19 protein-coding genes are annotated in these 21827 nt (G+C 29.2%); 6 read left to right on the plus strand and 13 right to left on the minus strand.

Translation table 11 applies throughout. The annotated features are described in order from the left end of the window. Nucleotides 1-60: 60 nt before the first annotated feature. Nucleotides 61-2745: a putative LPS assembly protein LptD gene (locus SJY27_RS04935; RefSeq protein ID WP_397447148.1), complete on the plus strand. Its 2685-nt coding sequence runs from the start codon at nt 61-63 to the stop codon at nt 2743-2745. A gap of 44 nt (nt 2746-2789) precedes the next feature. Beyond that, the gene (locus SJY27_RS04940) at nt 2790-3170 is read left to right on the plus strand and encodes a Rid family detoxifying hydrolase (RefSeq protein WP_397447150.1); all 381 of its coding nucleotides are present in this window, start codon (nt 2790-2792) and stop codon (nt 3168-3170) included. Here the strand turns inward: SJY27_RS04940 and SJY27_RS04945 are convergent. From SJY27_RS04945 to SJY27_RS04960, 4 genes are all read right to left on the minus strand, one after another. Beyond that, nucleotides 3163-3525 (minus strand): methylglyoxal synthase, encoded by a 363-nt coding sequence (locus tag SJY27_RS04945; RefSeq protein ID WP_397447152.1) that lies wholly within the window; start codon nt 3523-3525, stop codon nt 3163-3165. The two genes, SJY27_RS04940 and SJY27_RS04945, sit on opposite strands and share 8 nt — an antisense overlap. Nucleotides 3526-3610: 85 nt before the next feature. Continuing rightward, on the minus strand, nt 3611-4612 hold the full coding sequence (gene gap, locus SJY27_RS04950; protein ID WP_397447153.1) for a type I glyceraldehyde-3-phosphate dehydrogenase: 1002 nt from the start codon (nt 4610-4612) through the stop codon (nt 3611-3613). Between the two features lie 20 nt (nt 4613-4632). After that, entirely contained in the window at nt 4633-5619 is a 987-nt protein-coding gene (gene pfkA / locus SJY27_RS04955) for a 6-phosphofructokinase (RefSeq protein WP_397447899.1), read from the minus strand. Between the two features lie 167 nt (nt 5620-5786). Next, complete coding sequence (locus SJY27_RS04960) at nt 5787-10172, minus strand: translocation/assembly module TamB domain-containing protein (protein ID WP_397447154.1); 4386 nt, start codon at nt 10170-10172, stop codon at nt 5787-5789. 226 nt (nt 10173-10398) lie between these two features. Here SJY27_RS04960 and tsaD point away from each other — a divergent pair, with 226 nt between their 5' ends. Together tsaD and SJY27_RS04970 are read left to right on the plus strand one after the other, a co-directional pair. Then, on the plus strand, nt 10399-11424 hold the full coding sequence (tsaD, locus tag SJY27_RS04965; protein ID WP_397447155.1) for a tRNA (adenosine(37)-N6)-threonylcarbamoyltransferase complex transferase subunit TsaD: 1026 nt from the start codon (nt 10399-10401) through the stop codon (nt 11422-11424). 124 nt (nt 11425-11548) lie between these two features. Next, a complete protein-coding gene (locus SJY27_RS04970; RefSeq protein WP_397447156.1) occupies nt 11549-13315 on the plus strand; it encodes an LTA synthase family protein in 1767 nt (588 codons plus the stop codon). A gap of 26 nt (nt 13316-13341) precedes the next feature. Here the strand turns inward: SJY27_RS04970 and SJY27_RS04975 are convergent, their stop codons facing one another. The 4 genes from SJY27_RS04975 to holA form a co-directional block, all read right to left on the minus strand. Beyond that, a complete protein-coding gene (locus SJY27_RS04975) occupies nt 13342-13749 on the minus strand; it encodes a hypothetical protein (RefSeq protein ID WP_397447157.1) in 408 nt (135 codons plus the stop codon). A gap of 149 nt (nt 13750-13898) precedes the next feature. Continuing rightward, entirely contained in the window at nt 13899-14108 is a 210-nt protein-coding gene (locus SJY27_RS04980; RefSeq protein WP_397447158.1) for a hypothetical protein, read from the minus strand. A 36-nt stretch (nt 14109-14144) separates the two neighbouring features. Then, on the minus strand, nt 14145-14597 hold the full coding sequence (locus tag SJY27_RS04985; RefSeq protein ID WP_397447159.1) for a DUF1569 domain-containing protein: 453 nt from the start codon (nt 14595-14597) through the stop codon (nt 14145-14147). A gap of 1 nt (nt 14598) precedes the next feature. Then, nucleotides 14599-15600 carry a DNA polymerase III subunit delta gene (gene holA, locus SJY27_RS04990; protein WP_397447160.1) on the minus strand — a complete coding sequence of 334 codons (1002 nt, stop codon included), beginning with the start codon at nt 15598-15600 and terminating at the stop codon, nt 14599-14601. 102 nt (nt 15601-15702) lie between these two features. On the opposite strand from holA, the gene SJY27_RS04995 reads away from it, so the two are divergent. Beyond that, nucleotides 15703-16146, plus strand: a complete 444-nt coding sequence (locus tag SJY27_RS04995) for a type I restriction enzyme HsdR N-terminal domain-containing protein (RefSeq protein WP_397447161.1) — start codon at nt 15703-15705, stop codon at nt 16144-16146. A gap of 46 nt (nt 16147-16192) precedes the next feature. Beyond that, complete coding sequence (locus SJY27_RS05000; RefSeq protein WP_397447162.1) at nt 16193-17191, plus strand: glycosyltransferase family 2 protein; 999 nt, start codon at nt 16193-16195, stop codon at nt 17189-17191. A 10-nt stretch (nt 17192-17201) separates the two neighbouring features. Here the strand turns inward: SJY27_RS05000 and SJY27_RS05005 are convergent, their stop codons facing one another. The 5 genes from SJY27_RS05005 to SJY27_RS05025 all read right to left on the minus strand — a co-directional run bounded on the left by SJY27_RS05005 (nt 17202) and on the right by SJY27_RS05025 (nt 21812). Continuing rightward, a complete protein-coding gene (locus tag SJY27_RS05005; protein ID WP_397447163.1) occupies nt 17202-17822 on the minus strand; it encodes an L-threonylcarbamoyladenylate synthase in 621 nt (206 codons plus the stop codon). A gap of 67 nt (nt 17823-17889) precedes the next feature. Beyond that, entirely contained in the window at nt 17890-18591 is a 702-nt protein-coding gene (locus SJY27_RS05010) for a response regulator transcription factor (RefSeq protein ID WP_397447164.1), read from the minus strand. Between the two features lie 10 nt (nt 18592-18601). After that, entirely contained in the window at nt 18602-20158 is a 1557-nt protein-coding gene (locus SJY27_RS05015; protein WP_397447165.1) for a sensor histidine kinase, read from the minus strand. A 124-nt stretch (nt 20159-20282) separates the two neighbouring features. Beyond that, the gene (gene coaE, locus SJY27_RS05020) at nt 20283-20873 is read right to left on the minus strand and encodes a dephospho-CoA kinase (protein ID WP_397447166.1); all 591 of its coding nucleotides are present in this window, start codon (nt 20871-20873) and stop codon (nt 20283-20285) included. Continuing rightward, the gene (locus SJY27_RS05025) at nt 20874-21812 is read right to left on the minus strand and encodes a hypothetical protein (RefSeq protein WP_397447167.1); all 939 of its coding nucleotides are present in this window, start codon (nt 21810-21812) and stop codon (nt 20874-20876) included. Nucleotides 21813-21827: the final 15 nt, after the last annotated feature.

Genomic DNA, 21827 nt, shown 5'->3' on the forward strand with positions numbered 1-21827 from the left:
TTTTGTGATTCAAATATTGAGCCATACTTTTACTCATCTACAAAAATAGTATTTATAGCATTGCAATCAAACCTATCATACTTACTTTTATTTAGCTGTTTCTTTATTACAAGAATTGGTTTTTCACAAGATATAAAGTCGCAAGGAAAAATTGAAGTTCCTATTGTTTTAAAAGATTCTCTAAAAACGAATGGAAAAGACTCTCTAAAACTACTTAAAAAAGACACGTTATTATTAAAAAATAAAGACTCTATTGTAAATGATTCTATTAAACCAAAAGAATCAATTGAAGATATTATTAAACACATCGCAAAAGATTATACCATTCAGAATGCGAAAGAAAAAACAGTAACTTTATACAACGAGGCCAATATTACTTATACTGATATTGATTTAAAAGCCGGTATTGTAATTATAGATTATAAAAAAAACACCCTTTTTGCAAAAGGTATTTTAGACAGTACTGGCTATAACCAAAGACCTGTTTTTAAACAAGGTGGCCAAGAATCTGAACAAGACTCTATACTCTATAATTTTAAAAGTAAACGTGCTTTAATTTATGGTTTAAAAACCAAACAAGGCGAAATGTTTACTTACGGTACCAAAACAAAGCGCGTAAACGATTCTACAATCTACATTCGTAAAATACGATTTACTACTTCTGAAAAAGAGGTTCCTGATTATTATATAAGAACTAATAAAGCAAAATTAGTACCTGGTAAAAAAATTATTGTTGGACTTAGTAACTTGGTTTTAGCAGATGTGCCCACGCCTTTAGTTTTGCCTTTTGCTTATTTTCCTATGAGTGAAACTAGTACTTCTGGATTTCTAATTCCTGCTTTTGATACAGGTAGTAGTGATAGAGGTGTTGGTTTACAAAATGGTGGATATTATTTTGCTATAAATGATTATGTAGATTTAACCCTTACAGGTGATGCTTGGGCGAATGGAAGTTGGGGACTAAGAGCAAACTCTAACTACACAAAACGATATCAATTTAATGGAACTTTTAATTTTAATTATGAAAGTAACATTAGTGGTATTAGAGGTTTTGATGATTTTAGTAAAAGCAACCAGTTTAATATACGTTGGAGTCATAGCCAAGATGCAAAAGCTAGCCCCAACTCTAGGTTTACAGCATCTGTAAATTTGGGTAGTAGTAAATTTTTTAGAGAATCTTTAAATCAGTTTAACGCTGCACAAAATCAAAATAACACCTTAAATTCATCTATAAATTATAGTAAAACCTTTGTTGGTACACCTTTTAATATGGCTGTAACCGCATCACATCAACAAAATACAAATACAGAAAGTATTACCATGACTCTGCCTTCGTTAACCCTTAACATGAACAGAGTATATCCGTTTGTAGGTAAAGGTGGTGTGAAGAAAAACCCAATTCAAAAGCTTGGTTTTAATTATAATATGCAAGGCCAATATTTAATTAACACTACAGATGATGAGTTTTTTACACCAAGAATGTTTCAAACTGCAAAATCTGGGGTACAACATAGAACAGGTACAAATACAAACATTAAAGCCTTTAAATATTTTACATTATCACCAAGTGTTAATTATCAAGAAAGTTGGAATTTTAATTATATTGATAAACAATACGACGCAACCAATAAAGAAGTAGTAACAGATACTTTAACAGGTTTTAAAACATTTAGAACTTACAATGCAAGCGTTAGTTTATCTACCAATATTTATGGTACTTTTAATTTTAAAAAAGGAAGATTAAAAGCAATAAGACATACCTTTAGACCAACAATTTCTTACAATTATACACCAGACTTTGGAACAAAATTTATAAGACAAGTACAACAAAGTGATGACCCAACTGATGTACTAAGTTATACTATTTTTGATCAAAGCCTGTACAGTGCACCAGGAACTGGGTTAACAAATTCTGTTGGTATTTCTATAAACAATGTCTTAGAGGCTAAAATGGCCCCCAAAGACCAAGATAGTGATGAGGAAGATGAAAAAGTAATGCTATTAAATAACCTTAATTTTAACACATCTTATAATTTTGCAGCAGATAGTTTACGATGGGCCAACGTTAGTTTTAATGCAGGTACACGATTGTTTAAAGACAAACTTGCCCTAAACTTAAACGGATCTTTAAATCCTTATCAAGTAAATGAAGATGGACAAACTATTAACCAATTTAATCCGAACATTTTTAGATTGCAAAGTGCAACCCTAACAGCTAATTATTCTATTTCTAGTACTGATTTTGACAAAGACAAAAAAAATGATGACAAGAATGGTAATGGTGCCAATAACCCAACAGATACTATGGGCGCACAAATAGACCCAACAAACAGGCAGGGAGTTCCTGGAGGAAATCAAAGCATGAATAATAAAAAAGGAGAAACAAAAAGAACAGAATTGTATAATGCAAAAATACCTTGGTCTGTAAGTTTAGTTTATGCTGCTAATTATAGAAACACAGGGCTTGAACCTGGAGAAATTCAAAATCACACCTTAGGTTTTAGCGGAAACATAGAACTATCACCTAAATGGAAAATTGGATATTCTTCTGGTTATGATATTAAAGGAGGTGCATTTTCATTTTCAAGATTTAATTTTTCGAGAGATTTAGACAGTTGGCAATTCAATTTTAATTGGGTTCCTTTTGGCTCAATTTCTTCTTATACCTTTTTTATTGGTGTAAAATCGTCTACTTTATCTGATTTAAAATGGGATAAAAATAAACCACCAGATAGATTATTTTAATAATCAACAACCTAAAAAACTTGTAAAACTTGAAGTTTAAAAAAATGAAGAAAATAATTACAACAGCTAAAGCACCTACACCTATTGGCCCATACAATCAAGCCGTTTTAAGCGGAAATACTTTATATACTTCTGGTCAAATTGCAATTAACCCAGATTCTGGAGATTTGGTTTTAGATTCAATTGAAGCAGAAACTACACAAGTAATGGAAAATTTAAAAGCTGTTTTAGATGCTGCTGAAATGACTTTTGAAAATGTAATAAAAACATCTATTTTTATTGCTGATATGCATCAATTTTCTAGCATAAATGCTGTATATGGAAAATATTTTCAGGAAGCAACAGCACCCGCAAGAGAAACTGTAGAAGTTGCTAATTTACCTAAATTTGTAAATGTAGAAATTAGTGTAATTGCTATTAAATAGCACTTATTAATAAATCTGCAGTTGCAGGATTTGTTGCTAAGGGCACATTATGTACATCGCAAATTCTTAATAACATAATAATATCTGGTTCATGAGGATGTTTTGCATGTGGATCTCTAAAAAATAAAACCATATTACATTTACCTTCTGCTACTCTACTTGCTATTTGTGCATCTCCACCAATTGGGCCAGATAAAAATTTAGTTACTTTAAAACCTGCTTTCTCTGCCTTAGACCCTGTTGTGCCTGTAGAAATTAACTTAATTTTTTTTTGAAGTAATGTTTCTTTGTGTTCATTTAAAAATTGAACCATTTCAGCTTTCATACCATCATGAGCAATAATTGCTATTTCCATATTATTATATTTTAAATTACTAAAATAAAAAAACCCAATAGCATGTAACTATTAGGTTTTATTTATTTTTAATTACCTTTTGTTATTACAAAGAAGCTGCATATTCAATTAAATCTACAATCTTAGTTGAATATCCCATTTCGTTATCATACCAAGAAACAACTTTTACAAAGTTATCATTTAAAGCAATACCAGCTTTAGCATCGAATATTGAAGTTCTAGAATCTCCAACAAAATCTTGAGATACCACCATATCTTCAGTATAACCTAAAACACCTTTCATTGGTCCGCTTTCAGAAGCTGCTTTCATTGCTGCACAAATTTCTTCGTAAGAAGCCGCTTTTTCTAACTTTACAGTTAAATCTACAACAGATACATCCATAGTTGGTATTCTAAAAGCCATACCTGTTAATTTACCATTCATTGCAGGAATAACTTTACCTACCGCTTTTGCTGCTCCTGTAGAAGAAGGAATAACGTTACCTATTGCAGAACGTCCACCTCTCCAATCTTTCATAGATGGTCCATCAACAGTTTTTTGCGTTGCTGTTGCAGCATGCACAGTGGTCATTAAACCTTCTACAATACCAAAGTTATCGTTTAAAACTTTAGTTATTGGCGCTAAACAGTTTGTTGTACAAGATGCATTAGAAAAAATCTTTTGATCTGCTTTTAATTCTGTATTGTTTACCCCCATTACAAACATAGGTGTATGATCTTTAGAAGGTGCAGATAATACTACTTTTTTAGCTCCTGCTTCTAAATGTTTACCTGCTGTTTCTTCTGTTAAGAAAAAACCTGTAGATTCAATAACATACTCAGCACCAACTTCATCCCACTTTAAATCTGCTGGATTTCTTTCTGCTGTAATTCTAATTTCGTTACCGTTTACAACTAATTTACCATCTTTTACCTCAACATCACCATCAAATGCTCCATGAACTGAATCATATTTTAACATGTATGCTAAATAATCAACGTCTAATAAGTCGTTAATTGCAACAACTTGTACGTTATCTCTTGATACTGTTTGTCTGAAAGCTAATCTTCCTATTCTACCAAATCCGTTAATTCCTACTTTTATCATTATATACTTAATTTAAGATGTTATGTGGTCATTATGTCTGACACACGTATTAATTCTTGATTTATTTCTGATTTTCCTTTAACTGCTTGTTCTAAATGAGTAACCGCTATTTTATCGCTAATTAACCCCACCATTAAATTTGTTTTGCCTTTCATTAAGTCTTCTACTGCTCTTACGCCCATTCTACTTGCTAATACTCTATCAAAACAAGATGGTGAACCTCCTCTTTGCATGTGGCCTAAAACAGATACTCTTACATCATACTCTGGCATGTGTTCATTTACGTAATCTTTTAATTCAAAAACATTTCTACCTGTTTTATCACCTTCTGCCACAACAACAATACTAGATGATTTACCAGATTGTTTACTTCGTTTTAAAGAATCTACTAAACGCTCTAAGCCTAAATCTTCTTCTGGTATTAAAATTTCTTCGGCACCAGCTCCTACTCCTACATTTAGTGCAATATGACCTGCATCTCTACCCATAACTTCAATAAAAAACAATCTATTATGTGAAGATGCTGTATCTCTAATTTTATCAATTACATCTACAACAGTATTAAGTGCTGTATCATAACCCAATGTATGTGATGTACCAAAAATATCGTTATCAATAGTACCTGGTATACCCATTACTGGAAAACCATATTCTTCGTTAAAAACCAAGGCACCTGTAAATGTACCATCTCCACCAATGGCTACAATAGCATCAATTTCGGCTGCTTTTAAGTTATCGTAAGCTTTTTTTCTACCTTCTTTGGTCATAAATTGTTTAGACCTTGCCGATTTTAAAAAAGTTCCTCCTTTATTAATAATACCTTTTACACTTCTTGCATTAAGATTTGTAAAATCACCTTCAATCATCCCTTCATAACCTCTGTAAATACCAACACATTCTATTTTGTAAAAGGCACAAGTTCTTACTACAGATCTAATTGCTGCGTTCATGCCTGGAGCATCTCCTCCAGATGTCATGACTCCTATTTTTTTAATTTTCTCCATAATTTATGATGTAAATTTACTGCTTTTTAATCATTTAAAATAAAAAAATTACGAAAACGTTATAGGCTACAAACCCTTTATTTTAAAAGGGATAATAGTCTTTTGAAACCGAAAACGTTTGCGTTTATCATCTCATTTTTATTTAACTCTTTTTGGCTGAAACAAGGCCTTTAATTCCCTTCAAAATTAATTAAATTGTTTCTTTTTCTTATTGTAGAATCTTTTTTAACTGGTTTTTTCTTTTTAATTTCTTTTTTTAAACCTATTTTTTTAAGCAAGCCAGATAATGTATTAAAGTTTACTTGATAAGAAAAACCTGCACCTTGCGTATAGCCTTCTTCTTGCTGAGAATATTGTATTTCGTTTTGCCTATTAAAAATAACGCCTCTAAAATTTCCTTCTGGGTTTAATAATACTTCAATTTTAACTTCGCCTATAACACTAGACTGGGTTTCAGACCCAACAGGCACACCAACTTTACCATTAATGATTACCCTATCACTTAAGTGCGTACTTACAGATAAATCTACTTGATTGTCTATATTCAAACGATCAATATCATTTACTTCTCCTTGTTGATAATCTAACCCTAACTGAAACTTACTATCTGGACTATTTAATAAGCTAGAAAATGCACCAGCAATAGCGCTTGAAGCTGTACCTGCTAAAGTATTATTTACATCAAAACTAACTCTATCTGGGTTTCTAAACGTGCCAAAAGCTAATAATGAAATGAATTGAGTTGTTTTTTCGTTTACATTATTATCATTTAAAATAAATTCTAGTTCACTTGCTATGGTAGGATCTACATTGGTTAATTGAATATCTAGTTCTTGTTTAGAATCGAATAAGCCCCCTGTTATTCTTGTAACTAAGTCTATTTCTTCTTTTCTATTGGTACTAAAATTTTGCAATAAAACCCCTGGATTTGCTTTTGCCTTATAAATGGCAGTTACATCTAAATTGGCTTCATAAGGGTTACCATTCCAAGATACTATACCTCCTTTTTGAATGATAAAAGGTTTATTAATAATACCTCCATATTTAAAATCATAGACTCCATTGTCTATTCTAAAATCTCCAAACATGTTAAATTTACCTCTAGTATTAATTCGTATTTGAAGATTTCCTGAACCTCTACCTGTTAATTGGCTTCCGTTTTCTTCATCAATAACCACTTGTGCTTCTGCATCTTTGGTTACCTCTAAATCTATATTTAAATCTAAGCCTTTAATGGCTTCTTTTGCCAATTCTCTTTGCCTCTCTTCTGTGTTGGTTTTATCGGTTTTAAAATGAATTAGGCTATAACTATCTACAGTTTCTACATCTTTTAAAGGTACTACAAACGTGGTGTTTGGGTTTGTTTTTGCATTAACATTAATTGTAATTTGATCGGTTAAACCTGTTATTGAAACAGAACCATCCATAAAAATAGTACCATAATAAAGTGCCTCTTCACTATCTTTAGTGTCTAGTGCCACTAAATTGTCTGTTAGAATTTCTAAATCTAAAAACCACTGTTCAAAATTTTGATGTGTAATGCTTCCTAAAAATTTACCTTTAGATTTGTATTTGGTATCTAATAAATTAATATCATCTAAAATAAATGATTGCTGATCTAAAGAGATTGTTGCATCACCTGCAAAATCATAATCGACATTTAAATAAGGAAATTTTAAACCCGCATTTTTAAGTGTTAATGTACCTTGCATATCTGGATTTCTTAAAAAACCCCTTAAATTAAAATTACCTGTTACACTGCCTCTTAAAGATGATATTACATCTTGCCCTAAAGGACTGAATGCTTCTAAATTGTATTCTTCTAGAAAAACTTCAAGATCTATTAAGGGCCTTGAGTTGGTAAAATCTAAATCTCCTCTAGCTGCAATACTTTTTACTTTTTCATTTTTTATAGATAAATCTACGTTATATTTTTGGTAAGAATTGTCTCCAATAATACTAATAGCCAACTCACCCTGTTTAAAGTTATTTACTTCAAAATCTTTGATAATTAAAGCAGCTTCTGGTTTGTAAATATTGTTATTCTGAATAAAATCTAGATTTCCAGACACTTTACCTTTTAATGCCAAACTATCTATTTCTGGTAAAAAACTTTGTAGTTTTACTTTGGTAAAATCTGCTGATAGATTTTTTTCTGATGTACCTTTTACACTTCCTTTAAATTTAATTTCTTGTTCTCCAGAAACCAACTTGAACTGACTAAAGTTAAAGTCGTTATTTTTTAAATCGAATATAATTTTATCGGTATTATTTGCATCAGGATTAATATTCCAAGCTGTATTTTTAATACTAAAGGTTGATTTTTCGAAACCGACAACAGATTTTTTATCTTTATTAATGGTATAATAAAAATCTAAATTAAAATTTTCGTTGTTTTTTAAACCACCATCAAATTCTGATTTAAAATATAAAGTATCATTTTCTGTTTTATTGATAAGGTTAAGTTTTGATACTTTATAATGTTTTGTATTGACTTCTGATGCTGTTAAATGCGAATTGTAAAAAGGATTTTGATTATCTGTTCTTAATAAAATTTCTTTCAATTCGTTTCCATAAATATCTATTCTTGGTGATGAAAATGTTACTTTTAATTGATTTTTATTAGAGGCAATTTTTCCTTTTACTTTGGTATTGTCATCAATATAAACTTCTGGAAAAAAGACATTTACTACTTGATTATAAACTGTAAAATTAAAATCTAAAAACTGATTAGGTGCTACTTTATAAGGTTGATAGTTGGTGTAAATACTACCCAAAGCATTTTGTGCTACTTTTGAAACTTCTGAAAATGTAAATTTACCAGTAACATATCCTTTTGCAATATCTTCAGATACTAATTCTATAGTTTTAATACTGTCTTTAAGTGATGACGATACTTTAAACTCTTTAAAACGGAACTCTTCTTTTTGATTGGTATAAAAAACATTTTTAAAAACAGCGTTTCCTATAATATCATCAAATGTATTACCTTCTATATCCAACTCAATTAATCCTTTTAAATCAGCAATACTATCTCTTGTAAAAAGGTTGGTTTCTTTTAAATTTAAATAGGTTATTGCTGATTTAAAATCGAATTTATGAACTTTAGAAGATAAATCTGCCAAACCATTAAATTTCATTTTAAAATTCTGATCATCTATGGTTAACTCGCCATCAAACTTATTATTTTGATATTCACCATTTGCAGAAATATTAGTATAGCTATAATTTTTGAATTGAAATTCTGAAATATCTCCTATAAATTTAGTGTTTACATTATCCAGTTTAAAACCACTTCCATCAACATCGCCCACTAAAGATATTTTACCGAATAAAGGATCGTTAAAAAACTTACCAATATCAAAATTCTTAAACTCAATTTTGCCATGGTAATTGGCATAATCAATATTGTCTATTTCTAATATTTGTAAATCTGAAATTGCAGCACCAATTTCGGAATTTACTTTAATATTTGCTTGAATTTGTTCTGGCGTAACTTTTACAAGGCCGTTAATATTGAATTTGCCTAGTTTATCGAATTCTGATGGCAAATTTTTACCCAATACGTTAGGCAAAACACCTCTTAATTCTTTATAAGTAGCTGTTAAATTATCTAAATTGCCTTCAAAAATAAAACCTCTTTCTGTATTTACAGAATTTACGAAAGATAAATCACCTTTAACCTTAAGGCCTTTTTTAGAATATAAATCTAATTTATGGACATCAAAATTATTTAATTTCCCTTCTAATTTCCCTTTAAGCGTAAGTATATCATTACCATTTAACTCTTTATAAAACTTTTTAATATCTTGTATGGCAACAGAACTCTTTTTAAAATTGGCATTTATTTGTACTTTGTTGTTAAAGTCTGCCAAATCTTCTCGTTTATAGGTAAAATGAATATCGGCTTTTATATTAGATTTTTTTGTTTGTAAAGTTGTTGCTACAAAATGCATTGCAGTTTTAGAATACGAAAAATCTGTAGTTAAATTAGAAACCTGTAATCCGTATTTATCAGTAAAATGTAAACCTCTTATTTTTGATGAAAAGTTTGGCCCAATTATAGCCAAATCTTGTAAATTACCAACAGCATTTTTTACGATATAATTTACAGAATCTTTTAAATTGGCATTTGTAATTTTATAATTTAAATTATTTACATAAACGTTAGATGTTTTTAAAACAAAAGGATTTGCAAGCGTATCTTTAGGTTTACCACTATCAAAAGAAGCTATAAACACAGCCAAATTATCTTCATCTTCGCCTTTATACTTCTTCATATAAAACGATGCTTCTTCTAAATAAATACTTTCTAAATTAACCTCGCTATTTAAAATTCGTTTTGCATTGAGAAGAGATGTTTGTAATTTATTAACAAAGATTAAAGTGTCTTTATGATGGTCTCGAATTTGTACGCCTTTAAGCTGAACACTACCTAAAAGAGAAAGATCTACTTTACTTATAGTTAAATCTGTTCCAAAATCTTGATTAATTTTGTGGGTATAATAATTCCCTATTTTAGTTTGTACAGCAGAAACAGAAAGCAAAATACTCATCAACACTAAAAAGAGCACAAAGTACCCTAGCCATTTTAGTATTTTTTTTCTCGTTTTTTTGATAAGACTTGTATTTATAGAAATTGAATATTTCTTAATAATAATCAAAAATATTGCCAATTCTTACAAAGAACGTGCAAATTTAACAAACTATTAAATATCTATTCTTAAAAAATAGAATCAACGATAAATTTATACTTAATTTTGCTATTCTTTAACTTTTATAATGGGTAAATCAATTTACATTTTAGGTATAGAATCTTCTTGCGATGATACTAGTGCTTCTGTAATTTTAAACGGCAAGGTGTTAAGCAATGTTGTTGCAAATCAAGAGGTACACTCTAAATATGGTGGTGTTGTACCTGAATTGGCATCAAGAGCACACCAACAAAATATTGTACCAGTAGTACAGCAGGCTTTAGCCCAAGCAAACGTTAACAAAACGCAATTGTCTGCCATTGCATTTACACGTGGTCCTGGTTTAATGGGCTCGCTTTTAGTGGGTACTTCTTTTGCTAAATCTTTGGCATTTGGCTTAGAAATACCATTAATTGATGTCAACCACATGCAGGCGCATATTTTAGCACATTTTATAGAAGATGCAAATAATAAGCAACCTCCTTTTCCTTTTATTTGTTTAACCATAAGTGGGGGTCATACACAAATTGTAAAAGTTACTGATTACTTTAAAATGGAGGTTTTAGGCGAAACAATTGATGATGCTGTAGGTGAAGCTTTTGATAAATCTGCCAAGATTTTAGGACTGCCATATCCTGGAGGTCCTTTAATTGATAAGCACGCACAATTAGGCAACCCAAAAGCCTTTGCATTTACCAAACCTAAAGTAGGCAATTTAGATTTTAGTTTTAGTGGTTTAAAAACAGGAATCCTTTATTTTATTCAAAAGCAACAGCGAATTAATCCAAATTTCATTGATGAAAACCTGAATGATATTTGTGCATCAATTCAATATACCATTGTAGAAATTTTAATGGATAAGCTAAAAAATGCGGTAAAAGAAACAGGAATTAAACACATTGCCATTGCTGGTGGTGTTTCTGCAAATTCATCTATTAGAGAACGTTTACAATTGGCCGAAAAACATTTTGGCTGGGCAACATATATACCCAAATTTGAATATACTACAGACAATGCTGCAATGATTGCCATAACAGGATATTTAAAATATTTAAACAAAACCTATGCTGATGTTTCTGTAACTGCGAAAGCTCGCTTAAAAGTTGTTGAGTAATATCTTATAATTACGATTAAAATTAATTTTTATTCCATTGAAAAGTTTTAAAAACAAATTATTCTTTAACTTCCAATATTTTCTATTTTGGATTATCTACTTTGTGTTTGCGCGCTTATTTTTTATGTTGTATTATTTTAATCAAACACAAGCACTTGGTTTTACTACTACCTTAAAAGCATTTTTATACGGTTTGCGTTTAGATGCCGCATTTGCAGGGTATTTAGCTGTAATTCCGTTTCTGTTAATTATATTTTCCACTTTTGTTCGCAATACAATTATAGCTGCAATAATAAAATGGTATAGTATTGGTGTTATTATTTTTATCACCTTATTATTATTGATAGATGCTGGTCTTTACCAAGCTTGGGGAGTTCGTTTAGATACGTCTCTTTTACCCTATTTAAATACCCCTGAATTAATGATTGCCTCTGCCTCTACTTTTCAATTAATTTCTGGCTTAGTAGGTTGGTTGGTTATCTCTTTAATATTTATAAGAATATTCAACAAATTTTTTCTCAAAAATTTAAAAAAAATTAAATCGAGCTCTTGGTTAGAAGTCCCGTTTTTTTTGCTACTTACAGCTGCTTTAATTATTCCTATTAGAGGTGGTTTTCAAACCATACCTGTAAATCAAAGTAATGTGTATTTTTCTAATAAAATGTTTGCTAATCATGCAGCAATAAATTTTGTTTGGAATTTTTTTAATACCCTAACTCACAAAACAGATGGTAAAAATCCTTATGTTTATTTTGATGATAAAACCGCTTCAGATATCATCAATAAAACTAGAAACAAACTTTTAACTCCTGATATTGATTCTGTTTTAACAGTAAAAAAACCAAACATTCTATTAATTTTATGGGAAAGCTTACCAGCCAAAATTGTAGGTTCTTTGGGTGGTGAACCAGATGTTACACCAAATTTAAATAGGTTATCGAAAGAAGGCATTTTATTTACTAATTTTTATGCCAATGGAGATAGAACAGACAAAGGTATTCCAGCCATATTAAGTGGTTATTATCCACAACCTATAAAAAGAATTATGCGCATGCCCAATAAAACTAGAAGTTTGCCAATGTTGCCAAAAAAAATGGAAGATTTAGGTTATGAAACTTGGTTTTATTATGGTGGAGATTTAAACTTTGGGAATATGAATACTTATTTACGAAATGCAGGAATAAAAAATTTTGTAGATGGTAGTAATTTTGATAAAAAAGATTGGAACTCTAAATGGGGTGCTTATGATGATGTTTTTATGAAACGTTTATCTAAAGATTTAAATGCAAACAAAAAAGAACCTTTTTTTAAAATTGCATTAACCTTAACAAGCCATGAACCTTATGAAATAAAAGGTGAATATGTTTTTGGTGATGATACACATGACAATATGTTTAGAAGCGCACATCATTATACAGATGATGTAATTGGTAATTTTATTGAAAATGCAAAAAAACAAGAGTGGTATAAAAACACCTTGATAGTAATTATGGCAGATCATGGGCATAGCTCTCCAAAACACGAAGGCCCATATTTTTCGCCAAAAAAGTTTCAAATTCCAATGTTGTGGTTAGGTGGTGCTGTAAACACTACTATTAAAGAAATTGCCACTTTTTCTAGCCAAGTAGATTTTTCTTACACGTTGTTAGATTTATTAAGTGGTGATAATTCTGATTTTGTTTTTGGTAAAAATATTTTTAACGATAATAAAAAGCAATACGCGCATTATATTTTTAATAAAGGTTATGGAACCTTAAGTGAAAATGGTTTTTATGTTTACGATTATACCAGTAAAAAACCAATAATAAATACAGGAATTACAAACGATTTAGATTCTTTAGGAAAAGCAATTACTCAAGAATCTTATGAAGATTTTTTAAATAGAAAATAAAACAAATAACAAAACTAATTCAAACGTCAATCAATATCTTGATGAGTTTTAAACCCAAACTTATCATAAAACATTCTTTTTCCAATTTTTGGAATATCTCGATAAACTAAAACAGAAAGAACTGCCTGATCTTGTCTATGATTACCTCTATTACTTCCTTTAGGAGCAATACATTTTTTAAGTTTAGCACAGTTACTCCAATCTCTTATTAAGTTTCTTACTTTAATATTATTATAATTAGCTGAAACACAAGCTCCATTTAAATTTTGTTGATTCAAAATAAATTTATTTTCTCGAACATTTAAACAATCTAATGTCTTTGGATGAGTCCATTGTACAACTTTTCCTCTAGAAAATGGTGAATAAAAACCATATAATTCTAATATTTTTCTAATAAAATTTAAAGGTTTTGTTAGCTTATTACCACTATCCAACCAACAAACAGAGGACTTAAACTCATTTAAAACCTCATTTATGATAACTGGCTTCCAAGCATACTCACCAGCATTTATCTTAATATTAAAGTATGAAGGGTAGTTAGAATATTCAAATTTCCTTAATTCGAAATAAGGATATTCGTTTTCTAAACTTTTACTTCTGATTGTAAAAGACCTAAATCATAAATTAAAACTTTTGTGTTTTTCTCGTAAACTGTTAAGCTATACAAAAGTTGTTGTAAACTTTTAAAATGTGAACTATCTGAACCAGTAACAATAATTAATTGTTGTTTTGGTTTAAAAAACAGTAATCGTAACTTCAACAAAAAAGCTCTTAATCCTGATATTAATTTCATAGTATGGAGTTGGTTTTATAAATTATATTTAATTTCTTAAACTCCAAACTGTCGTAAATGATGATCTAAATGTTTATAAAATAAATTATTCCATTCTTTAGCTGTTAAATTGCCAAAAGAAGGAGATGCTTTACCTTCAAACTCTTTTTCGCCAAGTTTTTGTGTTTTGTTGATAAAATCGATTAAACGTTTCTTTTCGGTTTCAAATTCTTTTTCATCAACAATTAAAAACTGAGGTGCAGTTCTACCATTTTTAGCATATGGTTTCTCTGAAACTATGATTTTTTTTATAAATAACTTCATTATAAACTTTGTAAATGCATTGGGTTTTGGATGCTTATTTGTATACACCATTTCATAAGTAACACAACAATGTGCTAACATTTGTGCTACAGACATTGTACCCCAAATTGGTTGACTTTCAGAAGTTAAATACTCTATTCTACTGGTAATTTCTTCGGTAACCTCATTTGTGAATATGTTTTTCATCTTAATGTAAAATTTTAAATACTAGTTCTTTTAATATATCTGCTTGAGTTTGGCTTGCGCCAACACCTTTACTTTTAACATCTGCATCTCTTAAAAAAGCAATTACTTGCGCTACTTTTCGCATCGGATAATTTCTTGATGCAGCAAAATAATCATCAATAAAATAAAAACTAACCCCTAAAGCTTTAGACACAGCACTTTTAGATTTATCTTGTAACCCATGAAATAACAGCAGTTTTGTAAAAAAGTTGTTTAGCAAAGAAATCGTCATTACTGTAGGGTTGTTTTTAGGATTTTCTACAAAATAATTAATAATTCTGTTTGCCTTTAAAACGTTTTTAGCACCAATTGCCTTTTGCAACTCAAAATTATTAAAGTCTTTAGAGATTCCTATATTCTCTTCAATATGTTGATCGTTAATGATAGTTTCTTTAGGTAAAATCAACATCAACTTATCTAATTCATTGGCAATTTTACTTAAATCTGTACCTAAAAACTCAACCAACATTTGTGCTGCTTTTGGCTCAATTTGATATTTTTTTCCGCTTAAAACTTTACGAATCCAATCTGAAACTTGATTTTCATATAGCTTTTTACTTTCATAAATCAATCCCGATTTTACAATTGCTTTATGCAGTTTTTTACGTTTATCTAACTTTTTATATTTGTAATTTAAAACCAATACTGTTGTTGGCTGTGGGTGTAATGCATAAGAAACCAATTTTTCTATACTTCTGCTTAAATCTTGTGCTTCTTTAACAATAATAACTTGTCTTTCTGCCATCATTGGATAGCGCTTAGCAGCAGCAACAATATCTTCTACACTTGCATCTCTACCATACAAAACTTGCTGATTAAAGCCCTTTTCTGCCTCATCTAAAACTGTACTTTCTATATATTCCGAAATTTTATCAATATAATATGGCTCTTCACCCATTAAAAAATAAATGGGTTTTATATTTCCTTTTTTTATATCTGAAACTATGGTTCTTATTTCGTTCATTAAGGTACTCTAGCGTTTTGTAAAAGAAAAAGAATTCAATTATATTGTTGATATCAGTTTGTTATTTGAAATTAAAACAAGATGTTTTATTACATTTGATTAATGATAAAACTGAATTTACCAGATTATAATTTCAAATTCAAAAATAGCGAAAATAAGACGCTTATTTTTGATAATCTTCGAAAAAAATATATGGTTTTAACTCCTGAAGAATGGGTGAGGCAAAATTTTGTATCTTATTTAATTGATGTAAAAAAATATCCAGCCTCTTTAATTGCTTTAGAAAAACAGTTGACCATCAACAACCGAAAAAAAAGAACAGATGTTCTAATTTTTGATAAAAATGGAGCACACAATATTATTGTAGAATGTAAAGCACCACATGTAAAAATAACTCAAGATACTTTTGATCAAATTGCACGCTATAACTTAAAACTAAAAGCCAATTACTTAATAGTAACCAACGGTTTAGCGCATTTTTATTGTAAAATGGATTTTACAAAAGAAACGTATATATTCTTACCTGATATTCCTGATTATAATTAAGATAAAATTAGAACTTAACTGATTTTTAAAATGTAAATTCGCACCCTTGAAAACTGCAATTGTCATATTAAATTGGAATGGTAAACAACTACTTGAGCAGTTTTTACCGTCAATCGTAAATTTTAGTTTACAGCAAGCTGATATTTATGTAGCTGATAATGCTTCAACAGACAATTCTATTGCTTATATTCAGAAAGATTTTCCTTCGGTAAAAATTATAGAAAATGCCACAAATGGCGGTTATGCAAAAGGGTATAATGATGCTTTACAGGCTGTAAATGCAGATGTATATTGTTTGATTAATTCTGATGTAGAAGTTACCGAAAATTGGCTATCGCCTATTTTAAATGTTTTTAAAAACGATGAGAATACAGCAATTATTCAGCCTAAAATTTTAGATTATAAAGATAAAACCAAATTTGAATATGCAGGTGCAGGTGGTGGTTTTATAGATTTATATGGCTACCCTTATTGTAGAGGCCGTGTTTTTAATCATTTAGAAAAAGACACCTCACAATTTGATGATATATCAGAAATTTTTTGGGCTTCTGGAGCGTGTCTTTTTATTCGGTCTACAATATATCACAAAATAAAAGGCTTTGATGAAGATTATTTTGCGCATCAAGAAGAAATTGATTTGTGTTGGAGAACACAAAATATTGGGTATAGTGTTAAATATGTTGGCACTTCTACTGTTTATCATGTAGGTGGTGCAACTTTACAAGAAACAAATCCTCATAAAACTTATTTAAATTTTAGAAATAGTTTGTTAAATGTGGTGAAAAACGTACCTAAAAAATGGTTTTTATTTGTGGTTTTTTCACGTTTAATTTTAGACGGTATTGCAGGTTTAAAATTCATTATTGAGCTAAGACCAGTCCATACTTGGTCTATTTTAAAAGCACATTTAAGTTTTTACAAAAATTTTTACAAATTTTTAAAGAAACGCAAAATATTGATTAAAAAACAAGATTATAATTTACACACTAGTATTGTTTGGCAATATTTTGTTTTGGGTAGAACAAAGTTTAAAGATTTAAAGTAAGGTAGTTGTTTTATAAAATATCTAAACTTCCTTTACCCTCTCTAATAACTTCTGGTTCTGAATGGGTAAGATCTATAATTGTAGAGGCATAATTATCTCCATAACCACCATCAATAACAATATCAACGATATTTTTCCATTTTTCAAAAATCAATTCAGGATCTGTGGTGTATTCTAAAACATCATCATCATCTCGAATAGATGTTGAAACTATTGGGTTTCCTAACGTTTCTACAAGTATTCTTGCAATATTATTGTCTGGAATTCGAATACCCACCGTTTTTCTTTTTTTAAATGGTTTTGGTAAGTTTTTACTGCCAGGTAAAATAAAGGTGTAAGGCCCAGGCAAAGCTCTTTTTAAGAGTTTAAAAGTTGGTGAATCTATCTGCTTTACATAATCAGACAAATTACTTAAATCATTACAAACAAATGAAAAATTTGCTTTATCTAATTTGATACCTTTAAGTTTGGCTATTTTTTCTAATGCTTTTGTATTTGTAATATCGCAACCTAAACCATACACAGTATCTGTAGGATAAATAATTAACCCACCATTTTGTAGTGTTTTTACAACTTTTTGAATCTGATTTGCATTAGGATTCTCATTATAAATTTTAATAAACGTTGCCATATTACAAAAATTAGAAAAAAACTCAACTTTAAGCAAAGTTGAGTTATTTTATAAGGAAGTATTCTTTTTATGATTTATCTACCAGCCTAAAGCCTTCTCCATGAATATTTAAAATTTCAACATTATCGTCTTCTTTTAAATATTTACGCAACTTGGCAATGTAAACATCCATACTTCTTGAAGTAAAGTAATTATCATCTCTCCAAATTTTGGTTAATGCTAATTCTCTTGGCATTAAATCATTTTTATGAATGGCCAACATGCGTAGCAGTTTACTTTCTTTTGGTGATAGTTTTGATGGTTCACCTTCTTCACCAATAGATAAATGGCGTAGTTTAGAGTTAAAGAAAAAAGAGCCTATTTTAAACTCAAACTGTTCTGAATCTGCAGTTTTATCGGTTTCTTTACGTTGTAAAATTGCTTTAATTTTGTGCAATAAAACTTCAGAATCAAAAGGTTTATTTAAATAATCATCTGCACCCACTGAATATCCTTTTAAAACATCTTCTTTTAATGTTTTTGCAGTTAAAAAAATAATTGGCACTTCTTTATTGGTAACCCTAATATCTTGTGCTAAAGAGAAACCATCTTTTCTAGGCATCATTACATCTAAAATACATAAATCATAATCGCTATTTTTAAACATAATTAGCCCCTCAATACCATCTTTTGCATGTGTAACGTTATAATCGTTTAATGCTAGATAATCTTTTAAAACGGTTCCAAAATTTGGATCGTCTTCCACTAATAAAATCTTTTTACTTCCCATTTCTATACTTTTAAATTAAAGGTAATTTTACTGTAAATATGCTTCCTTTTCCTTTTTCGCTTTCAACAAAAACTGTTCCATAATGTTTTTCTACAATTTCTTTTACATAAGCCAAACCTAAACCATGACCTTTAACATCATGAATGTTGCCTTTTTGCTCTCGGTAAAATTTATCAAAAACATGTTTCTGAACCGTTTTACTCATGCCAATTCCTTCATCTTTTATCTTAACAATAAAAAATTTGTTGGTACTTTCTGTATAAACATCTAATACAGGTGCACCCTCTGTATATTTAATTCCGTTTTCTAAAATATTAACAAATACATTGGTTAAATGAAACTCGTTTCCAGATATTTCTGTAGTTATAGCTTCAAAATGTGTTTTTATAACTCCGTTTTTATCTTGCATCAATAAACTAACATGGTTCATTGCATCTTCAATTATGTCGTGAACGTCTATAGTTTCCTTACTTATATCTAGTTGATTTTTTTCTAATTTAGAGATGCGTAATACGTTTTCTACTTGAGTATGCATTCTTTTATTCTCATCTTTAATCATATTAATATAACGCAAAACCTTTTCATTATCACTTATAATTTTCGGATTCTTAATAGAATCTATTGCCAAATTAATGGTGGCTATAGGCGTTTTGAATTCATGCGTCATATTATTGATAAAATCTGTTTTTATTTCTGATATTTTCTTTTGCTTAATGAGTTGATACAAAGAACTAGAAAAAGCAATAATTATGATAAAAATGAAAAACAATGAAAGTAATAAAATACTTGATATTCCTGATAATATATGATTGTCTTGTTTTGGAAAAGTGATATATAAGATGTGCTCAGGGTTTCCTTCTGAATCAGAAAACAATTCTCTTTTATAACTGCCTTTAGGTTTAATGGTATAATAACCCGATTTTAAAGGAGTTGCTAAACCATCTCTAGTATATACTCCATATTTAAAATCTAAATTAATATCTCTTTTTCTAAGTTCGTCTTTTATTGTAGCATTTAACTCTCTATTGCTTACTCTTTGGTTTATTGGGTTATGTTTTTTGTAACTCTTTGAAATTTCAGAAATTTGACCATCTTCAAGAACTTTCATTCTACCTGTAAACGAATATCGTTTTTCATCTACCGAATTTAAAATGTCGTCTGCAGATTTTATAAACCTTGTCTGTGAAAAGTCTTTTTTACCAGTAACTCTAGTAAAAATTATTTTTTCATCATCTAAAAAATCTAATGGAATTTCAAAATTTTCTTCTAAAATGGTAGTTCCAAACGTAATTTTTCTGTTGTTTGTGGTATCTATTTGCTGAAAAAGATAGTTTTTTATTTGCGCATTATCTGCTATTGATTTGGTTTTAATAAAATCTTGTACTTGTAACCGAATTTGCTCTTCTTCTTTTTCATTGATTCTTTCGGCTACACTACCTAAAGATTTTTGTACATCGTTCTTAAACTGCGCCTTCTTACTCTCTAATGCATTGTTAATCCAATACAGTTGAACAGCAATAATTCCTATCAAGGAAATGCTCATTAAAACCACAATAAGAACAAACATTTTTTTGCGCATAAATCAAAGTTAAGTTTTAATAAAATGGTAAATCACGTTTTTAACGTTGATTAACAAATTTAGAGTAAATTTAAGAGTGTTTTAACAAAAACACTGAAGATATTTAAACGATTTAAGAGTTAACTGTTAAAATATTATGGATTCTTTGCACTTGAAATTGAGTTTCATCGAGGTTTTCATTTACAATAACATAGTTAGATTGTAGCATTTTTTTATGGTCATGCCACTGGTTTTTCATCCTATCTAACACCTCTTTTTTGGTAGTTTTATCTCTAGAAATTACTCTATTAATTCTAGTATTTAAGTTAGCAATAACAGTGATAATAATATCACATAAAAGATAACTATTACTTTCAAATAAAATAGCATTCTCATACAAAATATACTTTTTTTTATCATTTATTTTGATAAAATTTTGAAAATGCATTCGCACTTCTGGATGCACAATACTATTTAATAATGTAAGTTTTTCTTTATTTTTAAATACAATATCAGCAATAAATGGTCTGTTTAATGTATTGTTAACATAAGCTTCTTCGCCAAAATTAGCAATTAATTTGTCTTTTATTTTTTTTGAAGAATTCATTAATTTTTTGGCTTCAACATCAGCAATATAGATTGCTATATTTTTATGGCTTGCAAACATTTTTGCAACTGTAGTTTTACCACTACCAATACCACCTGTTAAGCCAACTATTTTCATTTATTTTTGAATTAAAAAATCGATTTTAGTAGGGTTTATTTTAAAACTCTTCACAAAATCGGGCTTTGCAACCACTTTTGGTATTAAGTAGTCTAAGTTATTCTTTTCCGAAAAACGATAATCGCATTCTACTTTAAAAGATGCTTCTGATACTTTTACAAAATTAGATAAAGCCACCACAAAACCAATTTCGATATTTTGAGTTAGTATCGTTAAATTGGTGTTTGCAGGTAAATTTTTAATTGTAAAAGGTACTTGTAGTTTTCCTTCAGTAAACTTATCAACTTTACCAGAAATTGTTACTTTAGTACTATTAAATTTTAAATTTTTACTTTGTTCTGGTTTTTGAATACCAACTTGCTCTTTAAAATTAGATTTTACATCTGTAAGTGCTAGCTTTTGTAAATTAAGATGATTTATTTTTACTATTTGAGCTTCTGGACCTGATACAATTATGGAATCTGGTGTAATAGCAATTTCTTTTAGCAAATCATACCCAATATGATAATCGATTTCTAAATTGGGTTTTAATGCTATTTTTTTTGAGGTTAAAATGCCTAAATTTAAATAAATAGTATCTTGAATAATTTCTTGCAATTCTATACCAGAAAGCAGCTGATTTTGAACCTTTGCATGCTGATTATCTGCTAAAAAAAAGAATTTAGTTTTATTTTTTCTACTCAATTTTGAAGCATCAAGCTGAATAACTTTTTTAGAAAATTTTGCTCTTAAAATTTTAAAACCCGATGCTTTTATAGCCACATCTATTTCTTTAACAGGTGTTTCTTGCAGTAACTTATCTTGTGCAATATTGGTATAATTAACTGGGTAACTAATTACTGTTTTATATTCTTTAGAAAACGTAATTAATAACCATATTAAAGAAGATATTGCTAAAAAAGTGAAAAATGTTTTCGGTATTTTTTTTATCGGTTTCACCAAGAGTTTTATTTT

This window comes from Polaribacter sp. R77954, assembly GCF_044595335.1.
In the GTDB taxonomy this organism is placed as follows: Bacteria; Bacteroidota; Bacteroidia; order Flavobacteriales; family Flavobacteriaceae; genus Polaribacter.